Origin of the sequence: Leptothermofonsia sp. ETS-13, from assembly GCF_049200465.1 — a bacterium.
In the GTDB taxonomy this organism is placed as follows: Bacteria; Cyanobacteriota; Cyanobacteriia; order Leptolyngbyales; family Leptolyngbyaceae; genus Leptothermofonsia.
The window spans coordinates 1,761,635-1,773,769 of sequence record NZ_CP120836.1; the positions used below are offsets into that span (position 1 = coordinate 1,761,635).

At 50.9% G+C, this 12,135-nt stretch carries 10 protein-coding genes; 7 read left to right on the forward strand and 3 right to left on the reverse strand.

Going from position 1 to position 12,135, the window contains the following annotated elements; translation table 11 throughout:
* The first annotated feature begins 188 nt into the window (after window positions 1-188).
* Window positions 189-869, forward strand: a complete 681-nt coding sequence (gene ribE / locus P4D80_RS07875; protein WP_421658468.1) for a riboflavin synthase — start codon at window positions 189-191, stop codon at window positions 867-869.
* A gap of 88 nt (window positions 870-957) precedes the next feature.
* Here ribE and P4D80_RS07880 read toward each other — a convergent pair whose 3' ends face one another.
* From P4D80_RS07880 to P4D80_RS07890, 3 genes are all read right to left on the reverse strand, one after another.
* On the reverse strand, window positions 958-2,019 hold the full coding sequence (locus tag P4D80_RS07880; RefSeq protein ID WP_421658469.1) for a M23 family metallopeptidase: 1,062 nt from the start codon (window positions 2,017-2,019) through the stop codon (window positions 958-960).
* Between the two features lie 62 nt (window positions 2,020-2,081).
* Entirely contained in the window at window positions 2,082-3,077 is a 996-nt protein-coding gene (locus P4D80_RS07885; protein ID WP_421658470.1) for a biotin--[acetyl-CoA-carboxylase] ligase, read from the reverse strand.
* 128 nt (window positions 3,078-3,205) lie between these two features.
* Window positions 3,206-4,714 (reverse strand): tetratricopeptide repeat protein, encoded by a 1,509-nt coding sequence (locus tag P4D80_RS07890; protein ID WP_421658471.1) that lies wholly within the window; start codon window positions 4,712-4,714, stop codon window positions 3,206-3,208.
* A gap of 95 nt (window positions 4,715-4,809) precedes the next feature.
* Between P4D80_RS07890 and rpiA the strand changes: the two genes are divergently transcribed.
* The 6 genes from rpiA to P4D80_RS07920 all read left to right on the forward strand — a co-directional run bounded on the left by rpiA (window position 4,810) and on the right by P4D80_RS07920 (window position 11,974).
* A complete protein-coding gene (rpiA, locus tag P4D80_RS07895) occupies window positions 4,810-5,523 on the forward strand; it encodes a ribose-5-phosphate isomerase RpiA (RefSeq protein ID WP_421658472.1) in 714 nt (237 codons plus the stop codon).
* Between the two features lie 889 nt (window positions 5,524-6,412).
* Window positions 6,413-7,594: an aldo/keto reductase gene (locus P4D80_RS07900; RefSeq protein WP_421658473.1), complete on the forward strand. Its 1,182-nt coding sequence runs from the start codon at window positions 6,413-6,415 to the stop codon at window positions 7,592-7,594.
* 714 nt (window positions 7,595-8,308) lie between these two features.
* On the forward strand, window positions 8,309-8,863 hold the full coding sequence (locus P4D80_RS07905; protein WP_421658474.1) for a Dps family protein: 555 nt from the start codon (window positions 8,309-8,311) through the stop codon (window positions 8,861-8,863).
* Window positions 8,864-9,124: 261 nt separating this feature from the next.
* Window positions 9,125-10,000, forward strand: coding sequence for a sirohydrochlorin chelatase (locus P4D80_RS07910; RefSeq protein WP_421658475.1), 876 nt, complete (start codon window positions 9,125-9,127; stop codon window positions 9,998-10,000).
* Complete coding sequence (cobA, locus tag P4D80_RS07915; RefSeq protein ID WP_421658476.1) at window positions 9,997-10,755, forward strand: uroporphyrinogen-III C-methyltransferase; 759 nt, start codon at window positions 9,997-9,999, stop codon at window positions 10,753-10,755. Before P4D80_RS07910 ends, cobA begins: the two co-directional genes overlap by 4 nt.
* A 193-nt stretch (window positions 10,756-10,948) precedes the next feature.
* Window positions 10,949-11,974 carry an RluA family pseudouridine synthase gene (locus P4D80_RS07920; RefSeq protein WP_421658479.1) on the forward strand — a complete coding sequence of 342 codons (1,026 nt, stop codon included), beginning with the start codon at window positions 10,949-10,951 and terminating at the stop codon, window positions 11,972-11,974.
* The last annotated feature ends 161 nt before the right edge of the window (window positions 11,975-12,135 follow it).

A 12,135-nucleotide genomic window follows, 5' to 3' on the forward strand; every position in this document is an offset into this window, starting at 1 on the left:
GTAAGCCAACCATGTCACGATCAGAGGTACTCGATACTTAAGTATGCCCTGATTTATGCCCTAATCCTAAATGATCATCCTTGAAATTGGACAGTCTAAATGAAGACTTCTAAATTAACTGCGAGAGCTTAATTCGAGGGAAATCAGGCCAACTTTGTCAAAAAATCATTCATTTTCTAAGAACAATCGTGTTTACAGGCATAATTCAAGGATTAGGAACCCTTCAACCCCTTGGAACTGATAAATTACAAATCACTTGCTCCTCGGCGGTGTCCGGATTAATGTTGCAGGACTTAGCCATTGGAGACAGTGTTGCCGTAGATGGTGTTTGTCTGACGGTGATAGAAATTCTACCCCAGGGGTTTATTGCTGTGGCGTCGCCGGAAACCCGCGATCGCACAACCTTCAGCCGCATTCATGGAACCCCTGTCAACCTGGAAGCCTCTCTGCGGGTTGGCAGCAAGCTAGGTGGCCACTTTGTCACCGGACACATTGATGGCATCGGTTATCTACGAGACGCCATCCAGACGGCCACCTCCTGGGAAATGACCTTCACCACCGACGACCCACGCGTTGCCCGCTACCTTATCCCCAAGGGCAGCATCGCCGTAAACGGTATCAGTCTTACCGTTGCCGACTGTGATCCATCTGGTTCCTGGTTCATGGTTGCCGTCATCCCCCATACCTACGCCGAAACCAATCTGCAATATCTCCGCCCCGGCAGTCCCGTCAACCTGGAGGGCGATATCCTGGGCAAATATGTCGAAAAGTTTCTCCGACTGAACGCCTCCCTGCCCCCCAGATCTGATCCTTCAACCCATTACGAAAGCCTGAATGCCTCTTTTTTGGCGGAGCATGGATATCTCTAGGGGATAGGGACTGGGGGATAGGGACTGGGGCAGCAGGCAACAAGCGACAGGAAACTGCAGGAGCCAATAGCCAGAGCCAACTCAGAATTCATCCACCCATCCACTCATCCACCCTCTCACCCTTCACCCCTCTCTTCTCTGCCACATACAGAGCTTTCACCAGTTGAGCGAGGGCGTATTCTAGCTGTTGTCCGGCGTCCATTGCGACCCAACCTTCTGGGGTGAGTTGGCGGAACTCAAAGTGGAGGTGGGGGCCGGTGGAGTTGCCAGTGCTGCCGACCCGTCCGATCGCTTCCCCCTGCTTGACCCACTCCCCTGGCTTTACGAAAATTTCAGACAGGTGGGCGTAGAGGGTTTGCTGAGTGCCTTTGTTGTGCTCCAGATTGATGGCCAGACCGTAGCCGCCCAGAAAATCGGCGATCGCCACTCGGCCAGCAAAGGCCGCTAGCACAGGCGTACCCAGAGGAGCGGCCAGATCAGTACCTGAATGGAAGCGTTGATCGCCAGTGATGGGGTGGGTGCGCCAGCCAAACATAGAAGAAATGGGAGCCGGAATTGAGAGCGGAAAGATCAGCCGAATGTTGCCATTTCCTAACCTTCCCGGTGGGCGCACTGTTCGTTTGTAATAATCCCAAACGTTTGAGGAGGGAGTGACCACACTGAGCGAGCCTACCCCCACGGCTGAAACGTTATGCTTGCTCAGGCTGGACACGGTTTCCCGCTCAACCGGGGGAGGTGGACAAATGCCGTCAGGAACGGCCCGCCCGTGACTCAACACAGTCTGGCAGCCACTGGAGCGCTCCGACAGAATGATAGCTGTGGGAGCGTCGTAGCCTGCCTTTGCGCCGGGTAAAACAACAGTTGGTTCCTCTACAGTTGGTTCCTCTAACCGATCCAGGGAAGGTTGGGGGGCAGGAGAAAACTCTGGAACTGCGGAGGGTGGAGCAACTTCAATCACTTCAGGAACGACTGGAGGAGCCATTTCACCCACCTGCCCTGCCGGTTCTAAAATGATCTCGGTGGAAGAATTTTGAGCCAGAGCCACACTGCCGAAAAGGCCAGCACTGCCGATTAAGCTTAGCCCCTGAACCAGGAAAAAATGCTGAAATGCTGGGCTTTTCCACGCTTTAGAGACAGTATCTGGTGTCATCTGGCACTCCTCAAAAGTCAAGCAATCTAATCGACTGGAGATTTAGTCGTTTACCAAGGCTACTAAGTTCCACCGGATTTGGGTGATGGAGACTCATAGCCAAGACTGATTGTACCCGGCTTTAACAAAACTTCCGGGGGTGGGGTGGGAGAAGTCGCTGGAAATGGTTCAGAACTGCTGGTACCAGTCGGTTGAAGCTGGACTCGCAGTTCGCCCCTGGAAGTGATGCCGACGATCGCCCCAATTTGCCCACTAAGCCAAACAGGGCGATCGCGGTAAGCCAGCAATTCAAAATAGGAAGGCAGTAGAGCCTCAATTCCTTCCACCTGCCAGCGCTGATAGCCCGACAGCACTCCATGCAGAGTGAGGGCGGCCAGCATTTCCAACGACTCAATAAGAGGAATTTCCTGCCGTTCCAGGTAGGACTTCAAATTAATTCCTGGTTCGGGCACCGGGTTTGCCCAGTTTAACCCCACTCCGACCACCGCTTTTGTAATGCGTTCCTGGCTGATTCGTGTTTCAGTCAAAATACCACCCAGCTTGCGCCCCTCCAGTATCAGGTCATTCAGCCACTTCACCTGAACCGGAAGTTGGACATCAACCCCACTTAACCTGGCTGGAATGGTGCGCAAAACCCTGGCAATTCCCCAGGTTGAACAGAGCGTTAACTGGGCGCTGTGTTCGACGGGCAGATCGGGAGCCAACACCACAGAAAGATATAGTCCACCCGGTGGAGAAAACCATTGCCTGCCCCATTGCCCCCTTCCCGCAGTCTGTTGAAGGGCAAGGACAACCGTTCTCGCAGGGGCTCCCTGTTCCAGGAGTTCCCAGGCCGTTTGATTAGTGGAAGCGAGGCTGTCAAACCAGTAGAGTGACTCAGCAGGAAATTCTGAAGCGCTACCAAAATCCGCGATCTGCACGATCCGATAAGCCGCTTCAAATCGTTGCTGACTGAATGGGATGAGTTCCACGACGGGTAATAGTGGAGGTGGAAGGTGAGGGGTGGGGGAGTGATAGAGTGACGGAGTGACAGAGTGGCCAAGCAGGGATTGCCCCATCTACCCATCCACCCTATCACTCTCAGGATTTACGCATTGTTCAAAACCTTGGAGGCTTAAGTCCGATGTAGGCCATGAGATGCTGTTTTAGGCTAAAACCTCCGAGGTTTGCGTAAGCCTTAACTCATTTATTGGCGCGATTCTGTGATCAGGTCACTGGCGACTGTGATCAGTAAAAAGACGCCTGCGATCGCAAGGGCAACTACCTGACTATGAGTGCCGGAGAGAACCATGAGGGCCAGCACTATCAGGGTCGGAAGTTTGGTTTTAACAAATCCATCCAGAACCCTTCTCAGGTCGGTTAACAGTTTTTCCCGCTCTATCAGAGGTTTTCTGTCGGTGAAGTAGGTAAAGATCCATCCAGTCGTTAACAGTAGAAATAGTTTACTGCGGGTAGCCGGGTAATAGTCAGGGCGAAGTTCCAGGGCATAGTTCAATTCAGCGATCGCCGCCTCAGTCCTGCCTAGCTTGCGTAAGGCCAGTCCCCGCTGGTGCCGGAGTTTGTAGTTGTCGGGGTCCAGTGCGATGGCCTGATCGTAGCTTTCGACAGCTTTTTCATCCCGATGCAGTTTTCTCAGCGCAAATGCCCGCAGGCTCCAGAGTTCGGAATCATCCGGATTGAGTTCCAGGGCGCGATCGCAACTCTCAACCTCTTCCTCGTAGCGATTCAGCTCTTTTAAGAGTAAAACTTTGATTCGCCAGTGGCTGAACTCATCCGGTTTCACAGTAAGTGCGTGGTCACAGCTATCGAGGGCTTCTTCATAAAGATCCATTTTTGCCAGTGTTAGGGTTCGTAAGCTCCAGAGAAGGTGAGCATCGGGCTTAATTTCCAGGGCTCGGTCATAACTGGCGATTGCTTCTGGATAGCGCCGCAACCCTGACAAAATTGCGGCTTGTTCTTTCCAGGCGTGGTAGTCATCAGGCTGAAGCTGAACCCAACGGTTGTAACTCTCTAGCGCCTCTTCATAGTCGCCAATCGCCTTCAAAGCTCTACCCAGGTTCCTCCAAATAGCCCTTTCTTTGAAACCAAGTTCCAGTGCCCTGTAATAGCTGGTGATTGCAGCCTGATGCTGACCCAGTTTCAGGAAAACATCCCCCCGATTTCTCCAGGCTCTAGCGTATTCCGGGTCAATTTGCAGAATCCGGTCATAGCTGGCGATCGCCTCCTCATTCCGGTCAAGCTTTTCCAGGGAAAGGCCCCGGTTATACCAGGCTGTGCAAAAGCCGGGAGCAATTTCCAGGGCGTGATCATAGTTCTCCACGGCTTCTTCATACCGTCCCAGGTTGTGTAGCGAAATTCCACGCCTGTGCCATACCACATGGCGGTCGGGATGGATTGCCAGGGCGCGATCGCAACTCTCAATGGCTTCCTCGTCCCGTTCCAGGTTTCTCAGCGCACTTGCTCGCGCCAGCCAGACACGGTAATAGCCTGGCTTCAATTGAACGGCCTGGTCAAAACTGGCAACCGCTTCTTCATACCGCTGATCATCCGCCAGTAATTGCCCCTGCTGATAAAACAATAGTGCCCGAACATTTTCAGACGTATCCGGTTCCTGAATCTTCTGGTAACGTTCTTTTGGTGTCAGAGCAGAGTAAAACTGATAGTCCAGTTCTGAAAAATCATCCGCTTGGCTCATAGGGTCGCCGAGAGGTAGTAGACTGACGGACGGAGAGAAACTAAACAACTAATAACTAATAACCTAAACAATTCACCGTCTAAAAGGATCGTTCCATGAGTGCAGAACTAGACACCGCTACCTTAATGAAGAAACAAGTTGGAGAAGCGGCTGCTGCTAGAGTACAGTCGGGTTCTATAGTTGGTTTGGGAACGGGGTCAACAGCGGCCTTTATGATTCAGTCGCTGGGCAATCGCCTCAAATCAGGTGAACTGAAGGATATTAAAGGGATTACCACTTCATTTCAAGGAGAAGTGCTGGCGCGGGAAAATGGAATTCCCCTGACCACGTTGAATGAAGTCGATCATATCGATATTGCGATCGATGGGGCAGACGAGGTTGATCCGCAAAAGAATTTGATTAAGGGTGGGGGAGCTGCTCACTTTCAGGAGAAGTTGGTTGCGGCTTTTGCCAGGCAGTTTATTGTAATCGTAGATAGCAGCAAGCTAGTCAATAAGCTGAATTTGGGCTTTCTGCTGCCGGTTGAAGTTGTGCCAAAAGCACTGAACCCTGTATCAAAGGCAATTGAGCAGCTCGGTGGAAAACCCCAACTCCGAATGGCTGTGAAAAAGTCTGGTCCCGTTGTGACAGATCAGGGCAATCTAATTCTGGATGTGAAGTTTGAGAATGGAATCGATAACCCGGCTGAACTGGAGAAAACTCTCAACAACATTCCCGGAGTGTTGGAAAACGGCTTGTTTGTAGGATTGACAGACCTAGTTCTGGTGGGTGAAGTGGTGGATGGTAAACCTGTTATCCGGGAAATTTAAGGCGGTGTGGCCTGAGATGTAACCTGTAGGGTCACGAATGAGAATAGGAGTTAGCATCCAAAATCTTTTCCTCTTCTAAGCTATATAGCGTTCACAAACTATTTGTAAAAATAAGGGGGTGGAACTCCTGCACCCTGTTCAAATTTCAAGAAGGAACGCTATAGCTTCTGGCTCCTGACTTCTTATCTCCCAAGTCAGGGCTCTTTTAACCATACCCGCAAGGAAATATATCTAACTGTTGCTAAGGGGGGAACCCTAGCGGTGTGATATTTTATACCGCTTAGTGAATGCGCGTTGACCGGATTTTTATTGATCTACTTGACTTCTACTTGACTGAATCAGGCGAGTCCTTTGGGCCAAAAAAGACAAAACTGCCAGCAAGCCTTACAAAGTCCTCAAACAGTATAGAGGTAAGCAGGGCATTCTCAAGCTGGTAGACCGCGATACGCCAACGGCTGTCCGTACTTATATTTTTTCGCCTTTTCAGACAAGCCAAACCCATTGTGTCCGGCTTAAAAAGGATATTCACATTTGCCTGGATCATCTCTGGCAAACGAAGGAAACCAGGATTAGACAGCGATCGCGACCCTCATCCCAGAAACCTCATCGTCGATTTGTCAACAGCCATCGCATCACCGTATTTGAAGCCTCTCGCTTTCTCAACAAAGACGGTACCTACAACACCAATCCCCTCTATTGTGAAGACCTGAATCTGATTGGCAAAACGGCTTACCGTGACCAGTTAGCCATTCCAATTGTGGATGATCTGGCCATGCTGCTAAAGGAATTTCCAGTTGATACGATTGATTGGAGATATGAGATTGAAACTGGTTGTAAGCGGCATTCAGGAGCGCACTGGAACCCAAACAGGAGATAGGTAGCAGGTACCATGGAATACAGACGATTTGGACGCACAGAGTTGCAGATGCCTGTCTTTTCCTGCGGCGGGATGCGATATCAGTACAAGTGGCAGGATTTACCCATGCGAGAGGTGCCTCGCGAAAATCAACAAAATCTGGAGGCGACTATCTGGCGATCGCTGGAACTTGGCATTAACCACATTGAAACAGCACGGGGCTATGGCAGTTCCGAAATGCAACTGGGTCAAATTCTACCGACCCTTCCCCGTGAAGAAATCATTGTGCAAACCAAGGTTTCTCCGGAAGCAGACTCAGGAGAATTTCGCCGTAAATTTGAAAGATCCCTCTCCTACTTGAAGCTGGACTACGTTGATCTGCTGGGACTGCACGGAATAAATACACCGGAACTGCTACATGACTCCATTCGCCCTGGAGGGTGTCTGGATGTGGCGCGGCAGTTGCAGAAAGAGGGCAAAGTTCGCTTTATTGGGTTTTCAACCCATGCCCCGACAGACGTTATCTTGCAGACTATCGAAACCAACCAGTTTGATTATGTCAACCTGCACTGGTACTACATCTACCAGAATAACTGGCAAGCCATTGAAGCAGCTACCCGGCTGGACATGGGGGTGTTTATTATCAGCCCATCGAATAAAGGGGGAATGCTTTACGAACCACCCCGTCGCCTGATTGAGCTTTGTCATCCCTTGAGTCCGCTAGTCTTCAACAACCTGTTTTGCCTCAGCCATTCCCAGGTTCATACTCTCAGCATTGGGGCTGCCAAACCTCAAGATTTCGATGAACACCTGCAGGCACTGGATTTACTCGACAGAGCAGACGAAATATTGCCTCCAATCATTGAACGGCTAGAACAGGCCGCGATCGCTCGCCTGGGTGAAACCTGGTACAAAACCTGGCACCTTGGCTTACCCACACCCCAGGAAACCCCTGGTGGGTTAAACATTCCCATAATTCTTTGGTTAAGAAATTTGGCGATCGCCTACGACATGGTGGATTATGCCAAAATGCGTTACAACCTGCTGGGGCAGGCCAGCCACTGGTTCCCCGGAGCCAGAGCCGATCAGGTAGATCGAAATGCTCTGAGGGCTTGCCTGGTCAACAGCCCCCACGCGGATAAAATTCCAGACCTCCTGAAAGAAACCCATCAACTTTTAGCCGATCAGCCCATGCAGCGGCTTTCTCAGCAGTAGAAGCCATGGGAAGTAAAGAAGAGAGAAGCCAGGAGCCAGGAGTCAGGGATTGGGACTGGGGGCTAGGGGCTAGTGTTGCAAACACTAGGGATCGGGTATTGGAGCAATTCAGAACTCATCCACTCATCCACTCATCCACTCATCCACCCATCCACTCCTCACTCCCTGCCAGGGTTGCTATATAGCGATCCTATTTGGATTGTGAGACAGTATTCCACAGAAATAAGCAGCTAGGCGCAATTAAATTAAGAATAATTTTGGGGGTGGAGGGGGTTTCACCCCCGGACTGGGGGCGCAGCCCCCACTCCCCCCTTTACAAATTAATTATGACTACCTACTTACTTTTTCACAAAGTCTCTCAATCTCACGACTGATTTAGGACTGCTATAGATATAGCAACAATCATTTCAACCTTTGCTTCTCCGTTAATCAATACTTGTATCTTCATTTGTATCTTCTGAAGATTTGCTCATACTTATTTGCTAAATTTTGGCGTTTTTTTAATCGACAAATTTGTTCAAGGTGAACTCTTTGGATCTACGCATTCATCAGGTTAAAACTTAATGACAATTCCAAACTGGGTTCTTATGTTGCAAATGATTCTTAATAGATAAAAAATCTCTTCTTGACTCTTAAATTGGCCGTGATAAATTGAATATACTTTCAGAAAAAGATCCTGAAAAAAGATCCTGAAGATGCCAAGGGGAGGAAACAATGGCTGATACTCAAAGTTCAATTCGTTCCTTTGATCAGGTTTACGACAATCCGGTTTTGTTAGACCGCTCGGTTACTGCACCTATCTGTGAAGGGTTTAATATTGCTCTGGCAAGTTTTCAGGCACTCTATTTGCAGTATCAAAAGCATCATTTTGTAGTTGAAGGTGCTGAGTTTTATTCCCTCCATGAATTCTTCTCAGAAAGCTATGAGCAAGTTGAGGGATACGTTCATAAAATTGGAGAGCGGCTTAACGGGTTAGGTGGCACTCCAGTTGCTAGCTTTTCAAAGCTAGCTGAATTGTGCTGCTTTACCCCCGAACCTGATGGGACTTTTAGCTGCCGACAAATGGTTGAAAATGACTTGAAGGCAGAGCAGGCAATTATCAACGTACTCAGGCGTCAGGCGGGGCAGGCAGAAAGCCTGGGCGATCGCGCCACCCGCTTGATGTACGAGCAGATGCTGCTGGAGACCGAGGACCGGGCATTCCACCTCGCCCACTTCCTAGCCCACGACAGTCTCACGCTGGCCTACGTGCAGGGTTCCAATAACTAGTGCAGGATGGCATAAGTCCAGCAAACATTGGGTTAGGGAGTGGGAAGTAGGGAGCCAGAATGGTATCCGTATCTCCGCTGTGCTGTACTAGAAAGAACCTGGAAAGAAGTCAGGAGCCAGAAGTCAGGAGCCGCAATAAATCCCTGCCAGCTTCTGGCTTCTATCTTTTACCTCCTGGTTTGTCTTCCCGGTTACAGAGTTTATTGCCCTGAACGTTAGAATTCGAGATACGCCTCCGCAATCTTTTCCAAATCCACTGTTTTGCAAAGCGTCCCTGCCTACTTGCTGGTTTTTCATGGTAGCTGCGATCGCCGCCCTCAGGAGGCAGCCAGGGGGCTGGCGCGATTTTTCTACCAGCGAATTCAGTACTTTAAACTTGCATCGCTGGTTGGAGCTAAAACCACTACCGTTGAGCCTGAAGAAAAATTACTATTTAACGGAAATTTAGCCATTCCAGCGTTTTATGACGCGGATGAAGCGTCCAGCTTAGAATTGAATTCACCTTCTGTCGAAGTGGCTTCTCTTGAAGGATCTTCCACCTCGCTTCATGAGCAGATCGTAGACTTTGGGCATCAACTCTGGACAGCAGCAGCAAACCCTGCTCTCTCTGCCCCTCTCAGAATTGTAGTCTTGCCATTATTTCTGCTTCAGGGTGTCCATGTGATGGAAGACATTCCCTCAGAAGTCGCTTTAGCGCAGCAGGTGTTAGGGCGGTCATTCCAGGTCGAAATTGCTCCCCATCTGGGTTCCCATCCAAGGCTGTATCGTCTCATTACTGAGCGGATGGCAGCAGTGCCCGCAGAAGCCTGGATTTTGCTGGCTCACGGTAGCCGCCGCCCTAACGCGAATCGGGCGATTGAAGCTTTAGCAGAACGATTGGGTGCAGTACCTGCTTACTGGGCTGTTCCTCCCGATCTGGAAACGCGCTTAAGCGAACTGAGGAGCCTAGGACTGAGGAAAATTGCGATTTTTCCCTACTTTCTGTTCAAAGGCACGGTCACGGACGCGATCGCCCAACAGGTCATCCTTCTTTCCAGCCAATTTCCCGGCCTCAGTCTGCACCTCACCTCGCCGCTAGAAGCCTCTGCCGAACTGGCAGACCTTCTGATGGAACTGGCAAGGAGGGCTCTCCAATGACCCATTCAGGCAAAGTTTATTTAGTCGGTGCTGGACCTGGAGATCCAGGATTGATGACTCTGAAAGGTAAAGCACTGCTGGAATGTGCTGATGTGGTGGTTTACGATGCCCTGGTTAGCGCACCCATTCTGGGAATGATTAACCCACAGGCGGAGCAGATCAACGCAGGAAAACGGAAAGGCATGCACTCGATGCTGCAAGAAGACATCACTCAATTGCTAATCGAAAAGGCTAAAGAGGCCGCGATCGTTGTGCGGTTGAAAGGGGGAGACCCGTTTATTTTTGGGCGCGGTGGTGAGGAGATGGAGGGATTGGTGGAAGCTGGAATTCCCGTAGAAGTGGTGCCGGGAATTACTTCTGGAATTGCGGCTCCTGCCTATGCTGGCATTCCGCTAACCCACCGGAACTATAGTTCTTCAGTAACGTTTGTCACCGGGCATGAAGGGGCCGGAAAATATCGTCCTGCTGTGAATTGGCAGGCGATCGCCCATGGCTCCGAAACCATCGTTATTTACATGGGTATTCACAACCTGGCAGCGATCGTTGAGCAATTAGTGGCCGCTGGACTCAGTTTGGCAACTCCCGTCGCCCTGGTTCGCTGGGGAACTCGACCCAACCAAGAAGAATTAACAGGTACGCTGGCAACCATCGTGCAACAAGTGGAGGAAAAGCAGTTTGGGGCTCCGGCGATCGCGGTGATTGGATCAGTGGTCAATCTGCACTCGGTCCTGTCAGGCTGTAGACCTTTGCGTTAAAGCACACAAGCGATTTCTGGAAACTAAAATACCAGGGCATGATGGGTAAGCGGTAGTTCTTGTGGTTAGGATGGGGTGCAGGGGTGGCCCCCTTGGCTGGGAACACCGCCCCCCTCCCTTCAAACCCAATGTCCTGACGCATTTGCGTAGAACTATATCGAGTCAGGGTAGGATGGACTAGCGAAGCGTACCCATGGGATTCCAGGAATGGATGGGTGATGGCTACCATATAAACCCTTTGTCCTTTGTAGAGTTGACCGCAGAGATTGAGCTACAGGTTGAGGCAGAAGATGCAGGGGAACGCCTGGATGCGTTCCTGGCAGATCAGTTGGATGATCTGTCGAGATCGCGCATTCAAAAGCTAATTGGGCACAATCAGGTCGTACTCAACGGTAAGGTTTGCTCTGCCAAAAAGGAGATTGTGCAGGCGGGCGATCGCATCCACATTACAATTCCCGATGCTGAACCCCTCAACATTCAGCCTGAAAACATTTCCCTCTCCATCCTGTACGAGGATGCCGATTTGTTGATAATCAACAAGCCAGCAGGGATGGTGGTTCATCCATCACCAGGGCATGTCAGCGGGACGTTGGTGAATGCACTCCTGTGGCACTGCCGTACCGAGTCGGGGGCCAGTACCCTATCTGGGATTGGCGGCATTCAGCGACCGGGAATTGTTCACCGACTGGATAAGGATACAACGGGGGCGATCGCCGTTGCCAAAAATGACTTTGCCCATCTTCGGTTGCAACAGCAATTCAAAGAAAAAACGGCTCGACGGGAATACCTGGGAGTCGTCTACGGGGCACCCAAAACGGAGCAGGGAACGATAGAAGCCCCAATTGGTCGGCATCCAGCAGATCGGAAAAAGATGGCGATCGTTCCCGAAGCAAAGGGTGGACGCTACGCCATCACCCACTGGCAAATTCAGGAACGCCTGGGTAACTATACCCTGATAAATTTTGCACTGGAAACGGGGCGCACCCATCAGATTCGGGTTCATACGGCCCATATAGGTTTTCCCATCGTTGGCGACCCCGATTACAGTTCGGGGCGTTCGGTAGGTGTCAACCTTCCGGGGCAGGCGTTACATGCCTGGCGCTTACGCCTTCAGCATCCAGTTTCCGGTGAACAGATCGAGGCGATCGCTCCCATCCCATCCTACTTCTCGACACTTTTAGACATTCTAAGGCGCCGGGCTCTTTTGGCCAGCCGGTGAAAGAAGGGTAGTCTGGAGCTGCGCCCCCATCCCCCTTAAATCCAGTGACAACCTGGCGACAGCTACACACTAAAGGCAAAGTGGAGGAGGTGCCCCCCTGCCTGGGGGCGCAGCCCCCACTCCCTCTCTAATTCCGATGTCCTAACGCACCCGCGTAGAGC

Excerpts from the sequence above, each read along its gene's own strand:
- P4D80_RS07880 (WP_421658469.1), bottom strand. The coding sequence starts at position 2,019 with ATGACACCAGATACTGTCTCTAAAGCGTGGAAAAGCCCAGCATTTCAG.
- P4D80_RS07885 (WP_421658470.1), bottom strand. The coding sequence starts at position 3,077 with ATGGGGCAATCCCTGCTTGGCCACTCTGTCACTCCGTCACTCTATCAC.
- P4D80_RS07890 (WP_421658471.1), bottom strand. The coding sequence starts at position 4,714 with ATGAGCCAAGCGGATGATTTTTCAGAACTGGACTATCAGTTTTACTCT.
- rpiA (WP_421658472.1), top strand. The coding sequence starts at position 4,810 with ATGAGTGCAGAACTAGACACCGCTACCTTAATGAAGAAACAAGTTGGA.
- P4D80_RS07900 (WP_421658473.1), top strand. The coding sequence starts at position 6,413 with ATGGAATACAGACGATTTGGACGCACAGAGTTGCAGATGCCTGTCTTT.
- P4D80_RS07905 (WP_421658474.1), top strand. The coding sequence starts at position 8,309 with ATGGCTGATACTCAAAGTTCAATTCGTTCCTTTGATCAGGTTTACGAC.
- cobA (WP_421658476.1), top strand. The coding sequence starts at position 9,997 with ATGACCCATTCAGGCAAAGTTTATTTAGTCGGTGCTGGACCTGGAGAT.
- P4D80_RS07920 (WP_421658479.1), top strand. The coding sequence starts at position 10,949 with ATGGGATTCCAGGAATGGATGGGTGATGGCTACCATATAAACCCTTTG.